Raw genomic sequence first — 23,992 nt, 5'->3', positions numbered from 1 at the left:
TAGGAGAGATAAGATGAACATAACAACAACACAAGTGTGGCAGGAACGGGCCAACCGGGCGCAGCGCGCGCTTGACGAGCTGTTCTGGAATGACGGCATTCGCATGTACAATATTCAGACGCCGTGCGAGGACGGATTGTGCAACGATATTTTTCATTACTGGTGGATGGCTCACGCGGTTGACGTGCTGGTTGACGGGCTTTTGCGAACCGGAGATCAGCGGTATGCACAGCGGCTGCGGGATTTCCATGAGGGTATTCTGGAGCGCAACGGCGGTCGCTGGCCCAATGAGCTGTACGACGATATGGAATGGATGGCGCTGGCCTGGCTGCGGGCTTACGAAGCGACGGGCGAGCCGAAGTACAAAGCGGCTGTGCTGACGTTATGGGAGGACATCAAGACCGGTTGGAATGAGCAGATGGGCGGCGGCATTGCCTGGCAGAAGTCCCAGCTCGATTACAAAAACACCCCGGCCAATGCGCCCGCTGCGATTCTGGCCGTACGGCTGTACAAGGCGTTTGGCAGTCCGGATGATCTAGCGTGGGCGCAGCGGATTTACGACTGGCAGCTGGCTCATCTGGTTGATCCGGCAACCGGACTGGTGTGGGATGGCATGAACCGGACCGGCGATGGCACGATTGATAAAGACTGGAGGTTCACCTACTGTCAGGGGGTATTCATCGGAGCGGCGCTGGAGCTGTATCAGGTGAGCGGACAGACGTCTTATCTTGAAGCAGCGATGCGAACGTTCGGCGTGGTGCAGGGCGAATTCACTTCGCCTGAAACAGGCCTGCTCCCTGATGAAGGCGGAGGGGATGCCGGGCTGTTCAAGGGCATTCTGATTCGCTATTTGGCGGAGCTGGCCAAGACGGCCCCGGCTTCTGCGGATGTGGCTGCGTTCATTCTCGGCCAGGCAGAGTCGGCATGGCAGGCGCAGGGGACGACGGAGGAACTGCCGCTCTTTGGCACCGATTGGGGCCGCAAGCCGGCATCGGGAGAGGCCGTTCAGCTGAGCGCGCAGCTCAGCGGTGTCATGCTGCTGGAAGCGGCGGCGCTGAATTCTGCGCCACGGGCGTAAGGGAAGGGAGCGGCTGGAATGGAGGGAATGCATGGAATGCATGGAATGCAAGGAATGCAAGGAATGCAAGGAATGCAAGACGAGCACCTGACATCCTCGCAAGGGGGCGTCTGGGCAGATCGGGCAGCCAGAATGCATCGGGACCTGTTTGCCTGCTACATGAATGAAGACACAGGAATTCTCGATCAATGGTATCCGCGCACGGAGAATCGGCCGGATGACAACTTCTATTACTGGTGGCAAGCCCATGTCCTCGACGTTCTGGTAGACGCCTGGGAGCGCAGTGGCGATCCGGAATTGCCGGCGCAAATCGGGCGTTTCTGCCGCAGTCTGGAGAAGTATAACGGAGGCACGTTCAAGCATAACTATTATGACGATATGGAATGGACAGCGCTGGCGCTGCTGCGGGCATATGATGCATTCGGCGATCCGTGGTACAAGGAGAAAACGCTGGAGCTGTGGCTGGATATTCAGACGGCGTGGAACGAGCATTGCGGCGGCGGGATGGCCTGGAAGAAGGATCAGCTGGATTACAAGAACACCCCGGCCAACGCGCCGGCCGCCATACTGGCGGCCCGGCTGTTCCGGCGTTTCGGCGATGAAGCGGACCTGGCTTGGGCCATGCGCATTTACGACTGGAATAAGGCCCATCTCGTCGATCCGTCGACAGGCTTTGTCTGGGATGGCGTCAATCGGCTGGGCGATGGCCGCATCGATAAGGACTGGAAGTTTACCTACTGCCAGGGTGTGTTCATCAGCGCTGGAGTCGAGCTGTATCTGTGCACCGGCGAAGCCGGCTACATGGAGGACGCCCGGCGGACGGCGCAGGCCTGCTTCGAGGTGCTTGCCGACCCGGACAGCGGGCTGCTGCCCGATGAAGGCATCGATGATACCGGACTGTTCAAGGGCATCCTGATCCGCTACTTGATGGAGCTCCTTCGTTTCGACCCGGCTGTTCCGCGTGTCCGCAGCATCATTCTGGCCAACGCGGAACGTCTGTGGCAGGCAGGCATGCAGCCTTCGCCGCTGCTGTGCGGTCCGGGCTGGGATGCGCCACCGCAGCTGCCGGTGCAGCTCAGTGTCCAGCTTAGCGGATTGATGCTGCTTGAGGCAGCTGCTGCCCTTGAGCGCGTGCGTGATCAACCGTAAGAGGGAGGTTTCGGGATGATGAATGTACTGGTCGTTGATGATGAAGCAACGGAACGGGAAGGGATCAAAAACCTGATCCATCAATACAAGTTCCCCTGTCATGTCCTCGAAGCGGACAACGGCTCCGCAGCCGGAGAAATCCTTAAATCTTATGCCGTGGATCTGCTGATTACGGATGTGAGGATGCCGATGATGAACGGCCTGGAGCTGAGCAAGCTGGCCCGACAAACGCAGGAAAACCTGCAGATTGTCATCTGCAGCGGGTACGGCGAGTTTGAATATGCCCGCAGCGCGATCAAGCTCGGGGTCGTCAATTACCTGCTCAAGCCGCTGGACATCGACGAATTTCTGGAGGTCATGGAGCAAGTGACCCAGGAGAAGCCGCATACCGATCCCGACCACGAGACGGAGGAATCGAAGGTGATCCGGCAGGTCAAGCAGTTCATCAAGGACCATTATCAACGGGACATCTCGTTGTCCGAGGCGGCGAATGAGGTTTATCTGTCTCCCGGCTACTTGAGTCTGTTGTTCAAAAAGGAGACCGGCGTTAACTTCTCCAAATACCTTACGGATTACCGCCTGCGCAAAGCCGATTATCTTCTGCTCCATTCCAACATGAAAATCAACGATATTGCGGCCTTTGTCGGCATCGACAATCCGTCGTATTTCTGCAAGCTGTTCCGCAACAAGTACGGCGTCAGCCCGCTGCAATACCGGGAAAGATAAAGCGGTCAAACGATGATGATACGCCTGATCAAGAGCATGTTCAATGATTTGAAATTTCGCGGCAAGCTGCTGCTCTCCCACCTGATTATTGCGCTGATTCCCATTTTGCTGCTGGGCACGCTGTCTTTTTACCAGTCATACCATGCCCAGATGAAAGAATTGGAGAATGAAGCCCGGTCCAGCCTGGACCAGGTCGCGAGCATCCTCGACTATAAAATCAACCGCTATAACATGCTGTGCGAGTTCCTCGTGCTGAACCGGGAGTTCTCTGCCGTGTTCCTCAAGGACTATGACAGCAACTATTTCCGGATGTACCTTGACCTGCGGGATGTCGTAGACCCGCTGATTGCGCAGACGAAATTGATGGATGAAGATATTGAAGATATTACGTTCTATGTGTCCGGGGATTTGCTCGGGATTCGCGGGAACATTCTGCCGCTCGCGGAATTGAAGCAGCAGCCTTGGTATGACGGGGAGAAGGGGAGACGCTGGATCGTCCATGACGGGCGCGTCTATTTGCTGCAGCAGCTGATCAGCAACAGGAGAGAAAGCAATTATATGGTGATTGCGATCCATCACGACAGCCTGTTTGCCGATTTGAGCCGGCTGTCCGAGCATATCTCGGTCAGCATCATCAGCGGGGACCGTGGGCCGGTGTATGTCAGTGCGCTGCCGATGGATACGCGGGAAACGACCGTTCTCCGCAAGCCGCTGCACAACGTCGACTGGACGGTGGAGTACACGATCTCGCATGCCAATGCCTATCTGAATGCGCTGACGATTTTTAAAATCACCTTTTTTGTCATTATGCTCAGTCTGCTGATTACGTTCTGTCTGATCTATATTTTCTCCAGCAACTTCACCCGCCGCATCGTCCGGCTGAAGAACAAGGTCGACAAAGTCGAGCAGAACAATCTCGATGTCGTCATCTACAGCTCCTCCAGAGATGAGATCGGTGAACTGACCAACGGCATTGCCAAAATGCTCGGCCGGATCAACTGTCTGATCAAGCGGGTCTATGAGGCGGAAATCGCCAAGCGGGAGAGTGAGTACAACCAGCTGATTGCGCAGATCAATCCGCATTTCCTGTACAATACGCTATCGTTCATGAACTGGCGGGCGGTGAAGAAACAGGATATCGAAACAAGCTACATCGTTTCGGCGTTGGCGAAGTTCTACCGCACCACGCTGAACAAAGGCAAGACCAGGGTGAGGGTCAGGGACGAGCTGGATAATATCAAGGCCTACATCGATCTGCAATTGATTATGCATGACGGCGGTTTCGAGGCTGAGTACGACGTTGATGAGGAGCTGCTCGGTCAGGAGATCATTCATTTCATTCTGCAGCCTATCGTAGAAAATGCGATCAAGCACGGGTTTGCGGATATGGCGGATGAGGATCGGCTGCTGCTGATCTCTGTCTATCGCACGGGTCAGGAGCTGAAGCTGAGCGTGCATGACAACGGTGTCGGCATGCCTCCGGAGAAGGCGGCACGATTGCTGCTTGCAGAGGGCGGCAGCAGCGGCTGCGGCGTCAAAAATGTCAACGACCGCATCAAGCTGTACTACGGCCAGGAATACGGGCTCACCGTGGAGAGCAAGGTTCAGCTTGGCACGACGGTCACGATCACGCTACCTTACGGACAGTAGGGTGGCTGTCGGTTGATTATGCCTTCCATCGCTCTATCTCCTGGTTGAAGCTTCACGATCCGCAGCGGGCAGTCATGTCCCGATGAAGCTATGCAAATCTTGCTATAAATCCGAAAAACGTTGCATAGTCGCCCCTTTTGAAAACGGATACAATCGAGCTATCACACGAAAAGGGGTTAGAGATATGAAGAAAACCTGGAAAATCGCGCTGATCTTCACCGTTTGCATCAGCATGCTGCTGGCCGGCTGCAGCGGAGGGGACAGCGGCAGCGGCGAGGAAGCGGTACAGGAGAATAACGCGCCGAACTTTGAACCTTACGGCAAGTATGAGACGCCTGTTGAGTTTACGATCGGCCGCAATACGAACCATGTCAACAACCTGCCGGAAGGGGACACGATTGAGAACAACCTGGCCACGCGCTATGTAGAGAGCCGGGTGAGTGTTAGAGCGAAGGTAGCCTGGGAGACTGATGATATGAAGCAGAAGCTGTCGCTGTCGATGACAACCGGCGATCTGCCGGATGTCATGCTGGTGGACCGCGAAATCTTCAACCAGCTGGTGGACAACGATTTGATTGCCGATTTGACCGAGGTCTATGAGAAGACGGCATCGGAAGGCATTAAAGAGATCTACGGCTCCTATGGCGATTTCTTGCTGGAGCAGGTCAAGGTTGACGGCAAAATTATGGGTCTGCCGATGACCAACATCGGCAACCAGCACCAACTGCTGTGGGTCAGAAAGGACTGGGTTGATAAGGTCGGAGCCGAGCTGCCGAAGACGCTGGATGATGTCTGGAACCTGGCCCGTACCTTCATGGAGAAGGACGCTTCCGGCACCGGCAAAACCGGCGGCTTCATCATGGACCAGAATGCGATGAACTTCTCGCCGGTGTTCGCCGTCTATAATGCTTTCCCGGGACAATGGATCAAGGGCGCCGACGGACAGACCGTGTACGGATCGGTGCAGCCGGAGATGAAAGCTGCTTTGGCGGACCTAAGTGAGCGTTACAAGGAAGGGTTGATCGACAAACAATTTGCGGTCCGCTCGAATGAAGAGAAGGAAGCACTGGTCATCAACGGCCAGGTTGGCATGCTCTTTAATCCATGGTGGATCGGCTATACCAACTACAAGGAATCGATCAAGCAGACACCGGAGGCGGAATGGGTTGCTGTATCCGCACCTGTCGATGATGCCGGGAAATTCAAGACGATCCGTCAAGATCCGATTGGCGGAGGGATCGTGGTGGTGAAGAAGGATTACCCGCACCCGGAAGCGATTATGAAATCGATCAATCTGACGACGGACTTCCTGTACTCGCTCACCGAGGACGCTGTCCAGTACAAGAAGGATCATCCGGATGAGCTGCTGACAGACAACAGCCGCTGGAACAACGATCCGACGCAAATTCCGATGCAGGTGGACTATGATGACGTGCTGAAGCGTTACTATGAAGACATTATGCAAGCGGAGGAATCCGGCGATGATTCGTCGATTCAGGAAGACCGGATTGTCTCGTTGCGCGCTTACCAGGAGTTTAAGGAGAAGGGCAACGACGTGGATGCCAACACGTATGGGGAATACCTTTCCCGGATCGAAGGACAGCGGGAAGCCAACAACCCGAACCTCGAAGTCATACCGGGCGCTTTCTACGGCACGACCGAAACGATGAAGCTGAAGTGGGCCAATCTGAGAAAGATGGAAGAGGAAACGATCCTCAAAATCATTATGGGCGAAACCGGGCTGGACGAATTCGACAAGTTCGTTGACACCTGGCACCGCACTGGCGGGGACGAAATTATGGCTGAAATCAATGGTCGATAACTTGGAACCCGGGATGTGATATAAGATGGCTCAAACTGAAGCAAGTGTAGAGCGCGGCACGAAGGTGCCGGCGAACAGCCGTAAAATGCGAAAGCGCCTGGATGGGCTCACGTATCACCTGATGCTGCTGCCCGGCATGATTGCGCTGTTTATCTTCTCGATCATACCGATGTTTGGCGCCGTGATGGCATTTCAAAGGTTCATTCCGGCCAAGGGGATCTTCGGCTCCCCTTGGGTCGGATGGTCCAATTTCACTTACATGTTCCAGCTGCCGGACAGCAAACAGATCTTCATCAACACGATTGTAATCGCCGTAGGCAAAATCGTGCTGGGCCTCATCGTGCCGATCGTATTTGCGCTGCTGCTCCATGAAGTGCGGCTGAAGCTGTTTAAGAGTACCGTGCAGACGATCGTTTATTTGCCTCACTTTATGTCCTGGGTTGTGCTCGGGACGATGCTGACGATGATCTTTTCTTACGATGGCATGGTCAATAATTTGCTGGAGTTTCTGGGGCTGGAGCGCATTATGTTTCTGGCAAGCAACACCTGGTTCCGCCCGCTCCTGATCTTTACGGATACATGGAAGGAATTCGGATACGGAACGATCATTTATTTGGCGGCGCTGACAAGCATCAATCCGTCGCTGTACGAATCAGCGGCGCTTGACGGAGCGAACCGCTGGAAGCAGATGCTGCACATCACCCTGCCGGGGATTTTCCCAACCATCGTGCTGCTGGGCACGCTCAGCCTGGGGAATGTGCTGAATGCAGGTTTTGACCAAGTGTTCAACCTGTACAACCCGCTTGTATACGAGACTGGCGATATCATTGATACGTTTGTGTACCGGATGGGACTGATCAACATGCAGTATTCGTTCGCGACGGCGATCGGACTCATGAAGTCCGTGATCAGTTTTGTGCTGATTATTATTTCTTACAGGCTGGCGGCCAAATATGCCGGGTACAGGATCTTTTAGGGGGGCGGTGTCATTATGGTGAAGTCACAAACAATAGGGGCCCGGCTCGCCAACGCGCTCATCCTGTTCACGCTCGCGGTCATCGCATTTCTGTCGCTGGCGCCGATGCTCAACACGATCATGATCTCGATCAGCAGTAGCACCGCGGTCAATGCCGGGCAGGTGTATTTCTTTCCTGTCGATCTGAACTTTTCGTCCTATGTGAAAATCCTAAACGATACGAAATTTTGGCAGGCGTTTACCGTATCGGTTGAGCGGGTCGTTCTGGGCGGCGCGATCAACATGCTGCTCACCGTACTGATGGCGTACCCGCTATCGCGAAACGTCTCGCAGTTCCGGTCGCGCAATGTCTACATGTGGATCATTATCTTCACGATGCTGTTCAGCGGAGGGATCGTGCCCTGGTATATGGTCATCAGTGAGCTGAATTTGATCAATACCATCTGGGCGCTGGTGCTTCCGGGGGCGGTGCCGGTGTTTAACGTGATCCTGCTGATGAACTTTTTCCGCGGCATTCCGAAGGAGCTGGAAGAGGCCGCCTTTATCGACGGCGCGGGGCCGCTGAGGATTCTGAGGCATATCTTCCTGCCTGTCTCCCTGCCCAGCCTGGCAACGATCACGCTGTTTGTCATCGTAGGGCACTGGAACAACTTCTTCGACGGGATCGTGCTGATCAATGACAGCGACAAAATCCCGCTGCAGACCTATCTGCAGCAGTTAAGCCTGACCCGGGACCAAATGCAGAATATGACGGTTGAACAATTACAGCAATACAACAAGGTATCCAATACGACCCTGAACTCGGCCAAAATCCTGGTGTCGATGATTCCGATCATGCTGATTTATCCGTTCTTGCAGCGGTATCTCATTCACGGGATCGTACTGGGGTCGGTAAAGGAGTAAATCGCAAGCAGAGGAGCAGAGGAGAATGACCATAACAGAGCACCTTACCCAGGCGGACTTGATTGCCTTGGTGGAACAGACGATGGGGCATCGCCCGAAAATCGTGGATATGTTCAAACGCTGTTACGATAACACGCTGGAAACGACCATTCGTCGTCACGAGGACGGGACTGTGTTCATGCTGACCGGCGACATTCCGGCGATGTGGCTGCGTGACTCCGTCAATCAGCTAAGACCTTATCTGATCCCGGCTGCCGGGGACCAGGGCCTGCGGGAAATCATCGAAGGCGTGCTGAAGCGGCAGTGCGAATGTATCCTGCGTGACCCTTACGCCAACGCATTTAATGAATTTGAGAATTTCCGCGGTCACCATGACGATCTCACCGATATGTCCGGATGGATCTGGGAGCGTAAGTACGAGGTCGACTCGCTGTGTTACCCGATTCAACTGGCTTATCTATATTGGAAGAATACTGGGGAAACCCGCCATTTCACCGCCGAATTCAAGCAGGCAGCCGAGCTGGTTCTCAAGACATGGCGGACGGAGCAGCGGCATGAGGAATTGTCGCCGTATACCTTTGAGCGGCCGGGTGGCGGCCCTACCAATACCCTTCCCGGCAAGACCGCTTATACCGGCATGACCTGGTCTGGCTTTCGCCCAAGCGATGATGCTTGTGAGTACGGTTACCTGGTGCCGTCCAACATGTTTGCGGTTGTGGTACTGGGATATTTGCTGGAGGTGAATGAGCAGGTTTACCGCGATGCGCATTTTGCGGAGGAGGTCCGTGCGCTGCGGGAGGATATCCGGCAGGGCATTGAGCGCCATGCCTTGATCGAGGATGCGGAATTCGGCCCGGTATACGCCTATGAGGTCGACGGTCTCGGCGGGGTCAATCTGATGGATGATGCCAATGTGCCGAGCTTGCTGTCACTGCCTTATATCGATTATTGCGCCAAGGATGATCCCGTGTATATGAATACACGCAAGCTCATCCTCAGCCGCCGCAATCCATATTATTACGAAGGCTCCTACGCCAAGGGCATCGGCAGTCCGCATACGCCGAAGGACTATATCTGGCATATCGCCTTGTCTATTCAGGGCATGACCGCCGCAGAGGAGGCGGAGAAGCTGGATATTCTGGATATGTTCGAGCGAACGGACGCCGGCACGGGGCTGGTGCATGAAGGATTTCATAAGGATAACCCGGCGCAGTATACCCGGGAGTGGTTCTCCTGGTCCAACGCCATGTTTGTGGAGTTCGTATTAAGTCTGTGTGGTCTTGAAATCAAGATGCGATAGGATGGGACAAAATCAAACGTTCGAAATGGAGGTTATGCTGTGAACAGGAATCTGGGAACAAGGTCGTTACGGAGGTTGTTGGCGCTGCCGCTGGTTGTGGCGCTTCTATTCACATCGGTAATCGGGGCGGCTCCGGTTCAGGCCGCTTCGTTCGGCCCGGCGGATGCGGATGCGGCGATCCGGGCGTTCAACGCCAAGTTTTGGGACCCGCAGGCCAAATATTTCTGGGCGGACTCGAACCGCGGCGACAACTACCAGAGCTTCTGGGTTGAAGCCGAGCTGTGGGAGATGGTGATGGACGCGTATCTTCACACCTCGGACCCGGAGCTGAAGGCGCAGCTTCGCACTCAGATTGACGACATCTTTGACGGCACAGTCGCCAAGTACGGAGAGGATTGGACGAACAATCCGTTTAATGACGACATTATGTGGTGGGCCATGGGGAGCGCGCGGGCCTATCAAATTACCGGCGAAGCCAGGTACCTGGAGAGAGCACAATATTACTTTGATTTTGTATACGATACCCAGTGGGATGATGAGTTTGCGGGCGGCGGCATTTGGTGGCTGAACAGCGAGCATGATACGAAGAACGCCTGCATTAATTTCCCGGCGGCCCAAACGGCTGTTTTCCTGTACGAACTTACGGGCGATCCGCATTATCTTGAGGCGGCAACCCGCATCTATCGGTGGAGCAAAACGATGCTGACCGACGGGGAGGGCAAAGTGTTCGACCGGATCGAGGTGGCGCGCGGCCCCATCCCGGATTCAACACATTACAATCAAGGGACATTCGTTGGTTCGGCGGTGGGACTGTACCGGGTAACCGGGGACGAGACATATCTGGAGGATGCTGTGAAGGGCGCCCGGTTTACGATGGACCGGCTGGTGGACAACAATCGGCTGCTTAATTATGAAGGGCCGAACGGAGATTTGAAGGGCGGCAAAACGATCTTGATCCGCAACCTGGCATACTTGCAGCAAGCGCTGGACCATGAGGGGAGCGGCCTCTATGACGAGTTCGAACGGGAATTCGATGCCTGGCTGGCCTTCAATACAGCGATGGCCTGGAGTCACCGCAACGAGGAGGGAATTGTCGACGGCAACTGGGTCGGACAACTGCGCTCTGGCACCTATGAGTCTTGGTCATCCTCTGGTGCGGTTCAGGCGCTTACGGTGGTGGAGCCGCAGGAGGTCACGCTGCGTTATCCGGCCAGGAGCGCCTATGACAAGATCGAAGCGGAAAGATACAACATCGGTAAAGGGTTCGTGCTGGAGGGCAGTGCGGAGGGCACGCTTCAGCTTGGCGGCATCCAGGCCGGGCACTTCGCCGCCTATAAGAACGTGGATTTTGGCTCGGATGGCGCGACCGGATTTATCGCCCGGGCTGCCAGCGGAACGAGCGGCGGCAACATCGAAGTCCGGCTCGACGCACTGGATGGCCCGCTGGTAGGCAACGTCCGCGTGGAGGGTACCGGCGGATGGCATCAATTCATCGATGCGGTCGCGGTGCTCAAGGATGAGCAGGGGAATCCGGTGACCGTTACCGGCACCCATGACGTGTACTTGGTGTTTACCGAGGCGGATGATGAATATTTGTTTAACCTGAATTGGTTCCGCTTCACGAAGACCGATCCGACCCAGACTCACGCGTATGCCAAACTGCGCGCTGATGGTCTGGACGGCAGCTCGGGCTTGAGCGTGAACGCTGAGCACGGTTACTTGGAGGGCATTGCCAATGGCGCTCATGCGCTGTATCGCGGCATTGACTTCGGCAGCGACAGTGGTGCGGCAGGGGTGACGATGCGCGTGGCTAGCGGCCATCAGGGCGGAACAATCGAGGTGAAGCTGGATCGCCTGGACGGACCAAGCGTCGGTGTCGTCCAGGTTCCGGCCCTGGGCGATTGGGACCAGTGGGTTGAATTGATGGCGGTGATCGATCATGAACAGGCTGTCGGCATCCATGACGTGTATCTCGTATTTCACGGTACGAATGGTCAGAACTTCCCGTGCAATCTGGACTGGTTCAGCTTTACGACGGTCAAAGGCTCGGCGCGGGATGCCTTCGGCAAACTGGAAGCGGAACACTATACGATTGGCGACGGGTTCGGCACGGAGCAGGGCGGAGGCCAGACATACCTTGCAGGAATGTATGGACCGAATCAGCCTTATGCCATGTACAACTACATCGACTTTGGCGACACGAGCCCGGAACAGTTCCATGTTCATGCGGCCAGTGACACCAGCGGCGGTACGATTGAAGTGAGGCTCGATAGCCCGAACGGGCCGCTGATGGCAACCGCGACGGTGAACGGAACCGGAGGGTGGCAGAATTTCCAGGTGTTCTCGGCGGACGTTACGACTCCCGTCACCGGCAAGCATATCGTGTTCCTGATCTTCAAAGGCTCGGATTGGCTGTATAACCTGGATAAATTTACGTTCGGTGATCCGGACGTATTCACAGCTCCAACCGCACCGCCAGAGCCGGTGACGGATGAAGTGCCTCCGGGCGAGGTGGAGAATGTGCGGGCGGTGCGAGAGAACGGGCACATCCGGCTGTACTGGGATGGACCGTACGATCTGGATGGCAAGCTTGTGCAAATCCGCCTGCTCAAGAACAAAAAGCAAGTCGGAGAAACGTTGGAAATAAGACGCGGAATCCAGACCGCGCTCCTGCCGGAGGTGAAGAATCCCCGGAACCATACGATTACCTTCACAGCCGTGGACCATTCCGGAAATGTGTCCAAAGGATACACGGTTCGTTTGGACAATTTAATAGGTAAATAAACATGAACCAGACCGAGGTGCCGATGAGACGGACGCACCGGTCTGGTTTTTTCTATGCCTGCATTTTTCATGAGTGTCGCCCCGGGGGCTGTGTAGGTATGGGATTTCTCCTCATTATGCCTGCATATCGGTGAACCGCTGTCCGAGTTTTTTCAGGGAAGGTCAGACCGGTGATTCCGACAGAGTCCATTTCAGCGGGGACGGCACGACTTATAAAGCGATGCAGTTTTCCCGGGATGAAGAAGGCGTGATTATTGGAAGAATCATTATTTTGGAATAGGCGGACTTCCAAGCCTCCAGGAGTTATAAACTGAATAAACCTTTAAATGGGCAGAAGCCGGGGAGCTTTGCCGGTTATGTACAGCATTACGAATCAGCATCATGGTTGTAACGCGGCTTCTCTCTTTGTTCGCGGAGCTTCTCGTCCCGGTCCAGCGCCTCCTGGACGAAATCCCTCTTGGGAAGCTTGTCGTTAATGACAAACAGATATCCGATGATGACAAGCTGGAGAATGAGAATAACGGTAAGCATCAGCAGCACTCCTTAAATTAGTAATCATGGACGATACGATGGAACCGGCGCCATTATGCGCCTGCTCTTCGTGAGTCTATTTCCAATAATAACAACACGCGTGCAGGCCATAAGGTTGGCAGAGACACATCGGAGCGGACGGGCAAGCCGACAATAAAGCCGTGACATGAAGCCATGTCACGGCTTGCTGTTTCGTTATGGAACGACATAGATATCCGGTTTCGTAACCGGCCCCATACCGCTCCCCAGGAAGAAGCCTGTATGAGGAGGCTGGTTGTAGGCGACGTTCTGCCAGGCGATGCTCAGCCGGTATACCGGATCATGCATCAGCGTGTATATCTTATGATTGGTCAGATCGGTAGTTGTGTAGATGCGAAGCGCGGTGTTGTCGGATTTTCTCCAGATGACCTCCTCGCGCCAATCGCCGATCAGATCGGCCTGCAGCGTTGGCGTGGCTTTGGTGCCATTGTTGGAGGCGACGCCAGAGCCGGTTAGCAGATTGTACATGGTGTTGTTGTTGTAATTCCACTTGTCGATCCGAATATCGTCCAGCAGCTCTCGGGACAGATCGCCGTCCCACCAGATGCCAAAGTTTATCGAAGGCGTGTTATTGCTGATTTTGGTGCCTGTAATGGAATACAGCCCGACGCCGCCGCTGGCCCATACCTCTACCCCTGGATGGTTCGGGTCAATATCCGCGGCCATACCCCGGCCGGTGTCCCTGCCGGTACGCACCCCCCACAGAATCTGCCCGGTAGCGGTATCCCATACAGCAGCACCGTAAGGTGCATTGGCATCCTCCATAACTTTGAATACTTCAAGTCCAGGCCGGTTTGGATTGAAATCTCCTACATGCAGCGCATCGCCATGCCCGAGTCTGGTGTTGTACAGTGTGGCCCCGTTGTCGTTGATGGTCAGAGCGCCGTAGATGATTTCGTCCTTGCCATCCCCGTCGACATCGGCGACGCTTAAGCTGTGGTTGCCTTGTCCGGCTGTTCCGGGATTGGTGGAGCTGTTGCTGTCAAATGTCCATCTTCGGGTCAGTGCGCGGCCATTCCAGTCATAGGCAACAACAACGGTCCGGGTATAATACCCGCGTGCCATAATGATGCTGGGGTGGACGCCATCAAGATAAGCTACTCCGGCCAGGAAGCGGTCCACACGGTTGCCGTAATTGTCGCCCCAACTGGATACATTTCCTCTTGGCGGAACATAGTCGATGGTCGTTAAGGCTTTGCCTGTCTGACCGGAGAAGACGGTAAGGAACTCGGGCCCGGAGAGCACATAACCATTCGCGTTGCGATGATCGGCATTGGCATTGCCGATGGTGATGCCCGTGCCGTCAACGGTGCCGTCCGCCGTCTTGCAGACGATCTCCGCCTTCCCGTCTCCGTCAAAATCATAAACGAGAAACTGTGTGTAATGCGCGCCGGCCCGAATGTTTCGACCCAGGTCGATTCGCCACAGCCGCGTGCCATTAAGCTTGTAGGCATCCAGGTAAACATTGCCCGTATAGCCGCCTTGGGAATTGTCCTTGGAGTTCGTAGGGTCCCATTTGAGCACGATCTCGTATTCCCCATCGCCATCCAGGTCCCCGATGCTGGCATCATTGGCGCTGTAGGTATAGTTCACCCCATCCGGTGTTCTCCCGCCGGGAGGCGCCTGGATCGGGACATCCAGGTAGTTGTTTGCCCACACGCGGACGGCGGGGGAGGCCGGCTGCTCCACGCCGCCGACGACGGCCCGGACCGTATAAGTGGAAGAAGTCGTGCCCGCAGTATCCAGCAGGTTCGTGCTGTTCGTAATCGGGACGGCGTTCACTTTAGTTCCGTTCCGATATACATTGAAGGAAGTCGGGAGCTGCTCCGTCCCAAGCAGCCGCCAGCTGATGAACACGCCGTTGCTTACCTTCACCGCTACCAGGCCGCGGCTAATGTTCTCCGCCTGTCTGGGTGCAGCCGACGCTGTGGACACCGGGAGAAACACCGACCCGATCGTGGATACAACAACAACCAGCCCCAGCATCACTCGCCAGAAACGATGTAACCGCTTACTAAACATCATGAGAAACCTCCTTTTTCAATAAAATGATATTGATGATGCTTTTTTTGCGATAGGTTGTCATCTCCCTTCTGGGCTTATTTATGCCCGCTGGAGAACGGCGGATGGACACCGCTGAGGGCAGACCCGTCTTCCACACAGCAAGGCATTACCACATCTATAGATTACATCATAATGTAATATTTTACTATTATTTCCTATAAAAATGTCGATGCTGAGTGTAATCTTTGCTCAAAAAAAGAAGCGCTGGAGAATCATGAATAAATGACCCTCCAGTGCTTCTTTCTATTTTCCTATCCAGATTCACGGAACCACCTGCTATAGACGTGCTGCAACATGTCCCATGAGATCTGTACCCCGCAGGGAGGACGGGAATCCAGGATTCTTATTATGCCCAGTCCCGGCGCAGCGTGAACAGGTCCTTAAGCTCATCGGTGGACAGCTCGGTAATCCAGCCTTCGCCGCTGGAAATAATCTGATCGCTGAGCTGCTGCTTGCTTTCCAGCATCTCGTCTATGCGCTCTTCCAGCGTCCCCATGGAGATGAATTTGTAGACCTGAACATCCTTGGTCTGTCCCATCCGGTATGCGCGGTCGGTCGCCTGATTCTCCACCGCAGGGTTCCACCAGCGATCGAAATGGAACACGTGGTTGGCCGCGGTCAGATTCAGGCCGACACCGCCTGCCTTGATCGAGAGAATCATCACATTCGGCTGTGCTTCCGGCGGCAGGGAGCGGGATTGGAACTGTTCAATCATTCGGTCGCGCGTCCGCTTCGGCGTGCTGCCGTTCAGATAGAGCACGGGCTCCTGAAGCTCCTGCTGCAGCACTCGCTGCATCATCTCGCCCATGCCGATGTACTGCGTGAAGATAAGGCAGCGGTCGCCTTCTTCACGCAGCTCCTTTACCATGGCCAGCAGCCGCTCCAGCTTGGCCGAGCGTCTGACGACTGCCTCGGTGTCGATCAGGGGGCCACCCATCTCTTCGCTGCCGGATCGTCTGGCTGACGCTGGCAGCTCCGGCAAAGGCTCCTTCGTCAGCAGGATCGGGTGATCGCAGAGCTGCTTGAATTGCGTAAGCGCTGCGAGTATCGCGCCCTTGCGCTCGATTCCCTCCAGCTGCTCCATCCGCTGGAGCAGCTCCTGTACGGTCTGGTCGTACAGCGCGCTCTGCTCGGCAGTCAGATGAATGTAGGTTTTCATCTCGTTTTTCTCCGGAAGATCGAGCTGGATGGCCGGGTCTTTCTTCTTGCGCCGAAGCATGAACGGCTTGATGAGCATTTGCAGATCGGCCATGCGCTGCTCGTCCTGGTCTTTCTCGATCGCCTGGATGAATCGGCCGCTAAATCCTCGCAGGCTGCCGAGATACCCAGGATTGATGAAGTCGTAGATGGACCACAGCTCCGATAGCCGATTCTCGATCGGCGTGCCCGTCAGTGCCACGCGGTGTCTGGCCCGGAGGCTGCGCACGGCTATGGACTGCCGGGTTTCCGCATTTTTAATATTTTGTGCTTCGTCGATGCCGATCGTTTCCCATTTCATCTCTCTTAACATCTCTTGATCCAGGGCGGCCGTTGCATACGAGGTGAGCACGATATCCGCATCGTGTACCTCTCTGAAAAACGCCTCGTCGGTTTTGCGTCTGCTGCCGTAATGCAGCACCACCCTGAGGGAAGGCGCAAACCGTTCCAGCTCCTTCTGCCAGTTGCCCAGCACCGAGGTCGGGCAGATAAGAAGGGACGGCAGGCGTACCTCATTCGGCCGGACCGCCCACGCTTTGACATGCAGCAGGTACGCGATAAACTGGACTGTTTTGCCGAGACCCATATCGTCTGCCAGACAGGCGCCAAGGCCGTAACGGCGCATGAAGGCAAGCCAGGAGAAGCCTTCATGCTGATAGGTGCGCAGCGTGGCCTTAAGCTCGTCGGGGACAGGAACGCTTGGCCATTCCTTCTGCCTGACCAGCTGGCCGAGCAGCTTGGCGAAATGCTCGTTCAGCTCGACGGCGAGCTTCACCCGTTCCGGCGTTTGCAGCTGCTTCTCGGGATCATCCTTCCGCGCCGGCGCGCCGGAGTACTTGCGCTCCCCCTCGGACTCCAGCAGATGCAGCTGCAGAATATCCTGGAAGGACAATCCGTCTTCCCGGTTCATGCCGTCCATCATCTGCCGGATTTGGGCGACGAGCGCCGGATCAAGCGGAATCCACTCGTTGCGGAAGCGGACGAGCCGCTCGCCCCGGGCTACAAGCTCCTTGAACTCGGCCTCGGTCAGGCTCGTCTCACCGATGGCGATACGCCAATCGAAGCTGATCAGCGAATCGAGCCCGAACATCGAACGGCCGCCTTGCGCGCCTTCTCCCCCTTCGCCGGCGCGCAGCTTGGCCCGCAGCTTCGGCTGTTTCCGGCGCGCTGCCTCCCACCAGGCGGGGAGCAGCACCTGCCAGCCTGTCTGCAGCAGGCGGTGGCTGACCTCGGTCAGAAACCGCCATGCCTGCTCATCGGACAAAGGCTGGCCGAGGAAGCTCCCGCCCTCGACCAGCATGTCCGCCGGGAGCGCTGCGCGCAGGCCTGTGAGCCAGGCGGCGGCACGCTCATGGATGTGAGTGTCCCATGCTTCGGGCCACGAGCCAAGTGCCGAGCCGCCATCCTTGAGGCCGATCGGGATCAGCTGCCCGGCATCCTGCTTGTCCTGGAGCATAAGCAGGAGCCGCCAATCGTGCGCCTCCTCGTCCGGCTCCAGCAGCTGAAGCAGCGGGCGAAACGGTGCCGTATCCGGCCGCCATCCGATATGGATCAGCCAGGCATGCTGATCCATGCCATCTGCCGCGGACCGGTCGGCGGCAAATAGCAGCGGGTATTCGCGGCGCAGATCGGCTTCAGCCGCTTCGGCGGTATAACGCAGCCGATCCACCGCAGCCGAGAAGGCCGCTTCGAGTCCTTCTTTGTAGTAAGGGCTGTCTGCCAACAGCTTAATCATCTCGCGTTCGTCGGGCTCCAGTGCCCGTTCATCCCAGGTCCAGCTCAGCTTGCCTTGCCGGAAAGCGTCAAGGCTCGGCACATAGTTCTGCGCTTCGATCCAGGCTGCAAATCGGGCCGCCAGCTTCATGAACATGGCGGTTTCCTCATCCCAAGTCCACTCGATATGCTCCAGCAGCCGGAGCTCTGCAAAGAACGAAACGACCTGCTCTGCCGGCAGGATGATCACCTCGACCTCGTCAACGGCCTCGACCGCCAGTTCAGTCCCGTACAGTGATTCCTCATGCCATGCGAACAGTAGGTGCTTCAGCTCCATGCCCGGCAGCGTGCTGCGCATGCTGGTGGAGCCGTAGATCAGCGCATCGCCGTATTCGGTCAAAGCGACATGGATTTTCATCGTATCTGTGTAATGGCTCATGATAACAGCTTTCCTCTCCGCAGCTCTTCCTGAAATGCCCGAAGACGGCTGTGACGGACCGATAGCCCTGTGATGAACAGGTCCCACCGCTCCTGCCGCTTCAGTCGTTTATACAGCTTGGCCAGCCGCTTCAGCAGCTTGACGGCCGCTTTGTAGCCGTCCCTGTTCTTGTGAAGGATATAGCGCTCGACAGCCTGATGATAGAAGGGCAGCAGGAGTTCAGGGGCGTTCTTCTCGATCGGCTGAAGCTCGCTGACCCGAAACTGCAGCGGCTCTTTCTTCAGGCTTAGCTGCAAATCGATCCACAGCCTCCATTCCCCGTAGTGAATCAGGGCCTCCTGATAGATGTCCATCGAGTAAGGGAGCATCTTGCGAAGGGTATCCCACATATCCCCGAGCGCGTCTGGCGACTGCTCCACGATCGTCTGCCAGTAGGCATGGTAGCCGCGCATATGATCGGTGATGTTGCTCTCCAGCATCGGTCCGAGCCGGATCAGCCATCGCTTGAGACGCTCCCACTGTGCCTCATTATAGAGAACCTGGAAGAAATGAAGGATTGGGCCTGCCGGCAGATCGCCCTGGTGACGGGTTTCCTCCATGGCTGCCAACGCCTCGTCATCCCGGTTTAAATAGAAGTGCATCAGCCCCTGCGCGATCAGCCAGTGCGTCTTCGACAAGGCAGTGCCCAGTTCCGCTTCTGCCGCCTGCAGATGCCGCAGCTCGTCCTCATAGGCGGCAGGCTCCGGGTGAAGCGGCCGCTTCCAATGCAGCCAGAACTGGATATAGGTGTGGGCATAATATTTGCGGTTTCGCGGCTCCACCAGCATATGCTGCCGGATGCGGTTCAAGGTTTCATCAAGCCGTGGTCGATAGGCTTCCGCTTCAGCCGCCGCAAGCCCGCCTGCCATAATCTGTCCGATTACCCGCAGCAGCTGGTCAGCAGCTATGTGGGTATGATAGCCGAGATAGGTTCCAGAGGAAGCCCAGGCGTTCGGCTGCTTCAGCAGCTTTCCAAGGACAAAGAGATGAGCGTTAAGCTCATACAGCGGATCCAACGCCGCTGGCAGCGGCGGTTTGATGTGATGGAGGGAGGAAAGCGCATTTTTAACGTAAAAGGAATTGTTGGCATTGGCCCCGAGCGAGGCGGTGCACAGCTCAAACAGCTCGTACCAGGCGCTGATCGGCTGCTCTGCCAATTGTTCGGCCTTCTCCCGCCAGTTGACCGACTCGGCCTGTCGCAGACGCTGCTCTACCGCCGCCTGCCCGGCATAAACCGCAGACCGAAACCCGGCAGCGTGCGCATTGGCCAAAGCGTGCACCGAGCGCCCCAGCGCCTGGGCATACGCCATCATCACGGCCACAATATGCTTGCAGTCCTTGCTGACAGGGCAGCTGCATTCGCTATCTTCCAGGGAGTTCCAGTTCAGACGAACACGATAGAGTTCCTTCCCCTGAACCTCGGCGTCAATGACGCCATCCTCTCCGGTGTCGGTCGACCGGACTCGCCCCAGCTTGAAGTACTGGAAGCCCTGCTTGATCGTCACATCGCTGAAGTGCTCCGCAGTGCTCTGAATAAGCTGCTGCCACTGTGCGTCATCTATTGTCGGTATTGAATTCATAAGGTCGTCCCCCGCGCAAAAAAAGTTCTGGGTATCCATTAAATCTACCATATTCGATAAGTCGAAGGAACATGGTGAAGCAGGTTTTAACAGAGGGGATGGACAAGCTGCACTATTCTTTCTATTTATAAGGAGAGAACAGCTTGATTTGAATGGTATGAATAATCACACTGAACGTGATGTTGGATGGTCTTGACATCGATTCCTCTTTTATCCTGACTTTGAAATGGAATCTCCAGATTTCACTTCTTTCATTTTGATTATCGCTTGTCACCGGAAGCTTTCGTAGGAGCTTTCATATTTATGAAGAGTTACCCTCACCCGTCCGCTTAGAAATGACGTCGAAAAGTTAGCGATTCTACCAGTCTTTCGCATTTATGTTCTGCATAAATTTTTATGTATAAGACTTTATTACCATTTACTTAAGACTTAAGTATCCTCTAAGATAGGAGTAAATCTGACACAAAATCGAAAAAAATGTCGTATTTTATTCAGGGAAACGCATTCAATGTTAGGTAATATCACACACCCTTTCTTGCAGGGTCTAGCGATGAGGTGGGAATATGCGGCAATGGTTCGGCAAGTCTCTCAAGCATAAGCTTTCCCTGCTGATTATTATTGCAACTTTGGTTCCGTTGCTGTTTCTGGGCATTTTTTCTTTTCGAATGGCGGAGAGCTTCACGGAGGAAAAGGCCAAAATTTCAGGAATGAACACCTTGCGCCAACTGGAGGCGTACTTGGGCACAACGGTGAAAGATGCCGAGAATATATCGGTATTCTTAATCGGACACAAGGAAGTGCAGTCATATCTCAGGAGCAGTCAGAGCAATTACATCCAGCAGACGGCGATTTTTAACTTTCTAACGAATCTGGCCTTCTCCAAAGACTATATCGCCAACATTATTGTGGAGCCGCTGGATGATAAGGATTCGATTTCCTTTCGGACCCTTGTGCGGTCGGAGTTCACGGATATTGCGCAGGAAGAGCCTGGCTATTATGAGGAGCATGCCAAGTGGTGGTCGGTCGTGCACAGGCAATGGACTTCCGAGGGCGTAAGGAAGGTAATTACGCTGGCAAGGCCGATTCGCAGCACGGACAAGTACAGGCCGATTGGCAATTTGCAGATCAACCTCGATCAGAACGTGATTGCGACCCATGTTCGGCAAGCGGCGCTGGAGCAGACAGGCTTTGTCGTGCTGGTGGATGAGAATCAGCGCATTATCGCCGGCCCGCCGGAGCTGGAGACGAATCAGACGCTGGCTGACTATTATCCATCCATGGGCGAGTTTCACGGGATAAGCGGCAATTTTGATTATGGCGAGGGTGCCGGGAAGAAGACGGTGCTGTACAAAAAAATGCCAAGCGTGGGCTGGATGCTGGTCGGGATCATCCCGACTCAGGAGTATCGCTCACAGAACCAGTATTTTCTGAATTTAACGGCAGTGGCGGTTACGGTGGCCGTGCTGCTGGTTATCATCCTGGTGCTGTTCCTGATTCAGAAGATTACGAATCCGCTAACCGTGCTGGCCCGGTTCCTGAAGAATTCCAGCCCGGAAGAGCCGCTGCCGGTGCTGCCGGTCAAGACGGTGGACGAGGTAGGCCAGCTAATCATTAGCTACAATCGGCTCAGTTCGCGGATTGTGAAGCTGACCGATGAAGTGAAGCTGAACGAATCGCTGAAGAAGGAGGCGGACATGCATGCGCTGCAGGTGCAGATCAATCCGCATTTTCTCTACAACACGCTTTCCTCCATTCACTGGCTGGCCTTGATGAATCAGGATGTGAAGATTGCCGAGATGGTCGGGTCGCTCAGCGATTTCTTGCGCTTCAGTCTCAACAGCGGTCAGGAATATTGCACCATTCAGCAGGAGATTATGCATGTGCGCCATTATGTCAACATTCAGTCGATCCGCTATCCGGATAAATTCCGGTTCGAGGCTCATGTGGATGAGCAGCTGCTTGACCGGAGGATGCTGAAGCTTCTGCTGCAGCCGCTGGTGGAGAATGCGATGCTGCATGGCATCTTGAAACGGGACGGTGAAGGAACGATTGTGATCCGCGTCGAGAAGGAGAGCGGCGATCTTATCCGTTACGTGGTAGAGGACAACGGCATCGGGATGAGTCCCGAGCGACTGAGATGGCTGCGAGAAGGGCTCGCAGAGCCGCCGGTTCAGGACGCGAAGGAGCGAGGGGTGCGCCGCAGCTACGGCCTGCGCAATGTGCACCGAAGACTGATGCTTCACTATGGCAAAAACGCAGGGCTGCATGTGGACAGCACGGAAGGTGTTGGGACCCGAATTGCGTTCACCATTTCCGCGGAGATTCAAGGGAATGGCGGACGAGAACCCATAGACGAGGGAGGCGATGGGCAATGAAGGTGTTGATTGTCGATGACGAGGTCATTATACGCAATGGTCTGAGCACGGTGATCAAGTGGTCGGATTACGGCTTCACGATGCTGCCGCCGGCTGCCTCGGCCGAGGAGGCACTTCAGCGTATCCCGGATGAAATGCCGGACATTATTTTTACGGATATTCGGATGACGGGAATCAGCGGCCTGGATATGGCTCATGAGGTGAAACAGCAATTTCCGGGGATCGAGATCATTGTCATCTCCGGTTTTGACGAATTTACGTATGCCCAGCAGGCGATGCGCGAAGGGGTGCGCGATTATCTGCTGAAGACGAGCCGCCCTGGAGAAATCGTCCAGGCTGCTCTGAAGGTGAAGGACCGGCTGGAGAAGCGGCGTCAGAGCCAGGCGCAGGGCAAAGCGCAGGAGATGGTGGTGAATCGCGGCTTTCTGCGGCGACTGCTCGCATCCGGCGTGTCCCCTGATGAACAGGCTCAGGAGGAGTTCAAGGAGCGGTTCCCTGATCTGCGCATGGATGAGGGACAGGGACAGCTCCAGGTATGGATGCTGTCGATACGCCTGCCGGAGCACAGTGGAGACGGCAGCCCCGGCGGGGACTTGCTGGGGTTGATCGGAGGCTGTCTGGCTGAATCGGTGCCTTGTGCATGGCTGGAGTGGAGCGGCATGCTGCTCGTGTTGACGCGGGTTGAAGAGCCCGGTGCGCTGAGCAGAATGGACGCGGCCATCCGCAAGGTGCAGCCGAGCACCGGCTATCAGATCATATCGGCCAGCGGTGAGTCGGTAAGCCGTCTTGGGGAGCTTCCGCGAGCCTTGGATACGGCGGTGCAGGCCAGCTCGTACATGTGGCTGCTTGGCGGGGAGCAAAGCATTCGCTATGCGGATATCGGAAAACGAAAGGGCATACGGACCGTATGCAGCGTAGAGGAAGAATCCGAGCTGTCGTCCCTGCTGCGCTCAGGCAGTCGGGCCAGACTCGAGGCATGGGTGGCCGAGCTGTTTGAGCGTATCCGAAGCAGCAAGGAGGCGACGCCCGGCTCAGCGGAAGCCTATCTGAACTCACTGCTTGTCGCTGCCCAGCGCTGGCTGGAGCGCGCGGCTGCCTCGATCGGCTACACCAAGCCGCTGCAGCAGCAGGACGCGCTGAATATTCGCGAGCTGAACAGCCGTCCGGATGAACTGCTATTTCAGGCCCTGGAGCGGATCATGAAGCAGTATGGCGAGATGTCGGCAGCTACGAGCCCCGTGCAGCGGGCGGTGGAGTATATCCACGAGCACTTGGGGTTAAGCCTGTCCTTGCAGCAGGTTGCACGGCATGTTCATATGAATCCGAACTATTTTAGTGAGATGTTCAAGAAGGAGACCGGGCAGAATTACATCGAATTTGTGACCCAGGCCAAACTGCGCAAGGCGATGATATTGCTGAAGGAAACGCCAGCCAAAGTGAGCGAAATCGCCAACGATGTCGGTTACGAGGATATCAAGTATTTCAACCGCTTATTCAAGAAGTTTACAGGTCAGACACCTTCCGAATATCGGACAAGTTCTGAATTTTGTCCCTCTATCGACTGAATTATATCCCCTGTGTAGCGGGTGCAGGCTCTTATATACTTGGACTAATCAGCTAGACATTA

General features: G+C 55.6%; 15 protein-coding genes. 11 read left to right on the top strand and 4 right to left on the bottom strand.

All coding sequences use genetic code 11. The annotated features are described in order from the left end of the window. Positions 1–13: 13 nt before the first annotated feature. From CHH75_RS25280 to CHH75_RS11880, 9 genes are all read left to right on the top strand, one after another. On the top strand, positions 14–1,078 hold the full coding sequence (locus tag CHH75_RS25280) for a glycoside hydrolase family 76 protein (protein ID WP_179292071.1): 1,065 nt from the start codon (positions 14–16) through the stop codon (positions 1,076–1,078). A gap of 63 nt (positions 1,079–1,141) precedes the next feature. Next, positions 1,142–2,227 (top strand): glycoside hydrolase family 76 protein, encoded by a 1,086-nt coding sequence (locus tag CHH75_RS25275; RefSeq protein ID WP_230875593.1) that lies wholly within the window; start codon positions 1,142–1,144, stop codon positions 2,225–2,227. A 15-nt stretch (positions 2,228–2,242) separates the two neighbouring features. After that, a complete protein-coding gene (locus CHH75_RS11910) occupies positions 2,243–2,953 on the top strand; it encodes a response regulator transcription factor (RefSeq protein WP_095264362.1) in 711 nt (236 codons plus the stop codon). A gap of 12 nt (positions 2,954–2,965) precedes the next feature. Then, entirely contained in the window at positions 2,966–4,603 is a 1,638-nt protein-coding gene (locus CHH75_RS11905; RefSeq protein ID WP_244908116.1) for a sensor histidine kinase, read from the top strand. Between the two features lie 184 nt (positions 4,604–4,787). After that, positions 4,788–6,425 (top strand): extracellular solute-binding protein, encoded by a 1,638-nt coding sequence (locus CHH75_RS11900; RefSeq protein WP_095264364.1) that lies wholly within the window; start codon positions 4,788–4,790, stop codon positions 6,423–6,425. An 85-nt stretch (positions 6,426–6,510) separates the two neighbouring features. Further along, positions 6,511–7,401: an ABC transporter permease gene (locus tag CHH75_RS11895; protein WP_095264417.1), complete on the top strand. Its 891-nt coding sequence runs from the start codon at positions 6,511–6,513 to the stop codon at positions 7,399–7,401. 15 nt (positions 7,402–7,416) lie between these two features. After that, positions 7,417–8,304 carry a carbohydrate ABC transporter permease gene (locus tag CHH75_RS11890; RefSeq protein ID WP_095264365.1) on the top strand — a complete coding sequence of 296 codons (888 nt, stop codon included), beginning with the start codon at positions 7,417–7,419 and terminating at the stop codon, positions 8,302–8,304. Positions 8,305–8,329: 25 nt separating this feature from the next. Beyond that, positions 8,330–9,604 carry a glycoside hydrolase family 125 protein gene (locus CHH75_RS11885; protein ID WP_155617548.1) on the top strand — a complete coding sequence of 425 codons (1,275 nt, stop codon included), beginning with the start codon at positions 8,330–8,332 and terminating at the stop codon, positions 9,602–9,604. 39 nt (positions 9,605–9,643) lie between these two features. Next, positions 9,644–12,388: a carbohydrate-binding protein gene (locus CHH75_RS11880; RefSeq protein ID WP_095398242.1), complete on the top strand. Its 2,745-nt coding sequence runs from the start codon at positions 9,644–9,646 to the stop codon at positions 12,386–12,388. A gap of 366 nt (positions 12,389–12,754) precedes the next feature. On the opposite strand, the gene CHH75_RS24855 is transcribed toward CHH75_RS11880, so the two are convergent. The 4 genes from CHH75_RS24855 to CHH75_RS11865 form a co-directional block, all read right to left on the bottom strand. After that, entirely contained in the window at positions 12,755–12,919 is a 165-nt protein-coding gene (locus CHH75_RS24855) for a hypothetical protein (RefSeq protein WP_176475541.1), read from the bottom strand. Positions 12,920–13,114: 195 nt separating this feature from the next. Further along, positions 13,115–14,980, bottom strand: a complete 1,866-nt coding sequence (locus CHH75_RS11875) for a rhamnogalacturonan lyase (protein WP_483310931.1) — start codon at positions 14,978–14,980, stop codon at positions 13,115–13,117. Positions 14,981–15,368: 388 nt separating this feature from the next. Beyond that, a complete protein-coding gene (locus CHH75_RS11870) occupies positions 15,369–18,371 on the bottom strand; it encodes a DEAD/DEAH box helicase (protein WP_095398241.1) in 3,003 nt (1,000 codons plus the stop codon). Next, entirely contained in the window at positions 18,368–19,990 is a 1,623-nt protein-coding gene (locus tag CHH75_RS11865; RefSeq protein WP_095398240.1) for an SWIM zinc finger family protein, read from the bottom strand. Before CHH75_RS11865 ends, CHH75_RS11870 begins: the two co-directional genes overlap by 4 nt. Positions 19,991–20,553: 563 nt before the next feature. Here CHH75_RS11865 and CHH75_RS11860 point away from each other — a divergent pair. Continuing rightward, positions 20,554–22,365: a cache domain-containing sensor histidine kinase gene (locus tag CHH75_RS11860; RefSeq protein WP_095398239.1), complete on the top strand. Its 1,812-nt coding sequence runs from the start codon at positions 20,554–20,556 to the stop codon at positions 22,363–22,365. After that, entirely contained in the window at positions 22,362–23,930 is a 1,569-nt protein-coding gene (locus CHH75_RS11855) for a response regulator transcription factor (protein ID WP_095264381.1), read from the top strand. Before CHH75_RS11860 ends, CHH75_RS11855 begins: the two co-directional genes overlap by 4 nt. Positions 23,931–23,992 lie beyond the last annotated feature (62 nt).

It is taken from the genome of Paenibacillus sp. 7541, from assembly GCF_002276395.1.
Classification (GTDB): Bacteria; Bacillota; Bacilli; order Paenibacillales; family Paenibacillaceae; genus Paenibacillus_AQ; species Paenibacillus_AQ campinasensis.
The sequence above is the reverse complement of the archived record's forward strand: the minus strand, read 5'-3'. Positions and strand labels throughout refer to the sequence as shown.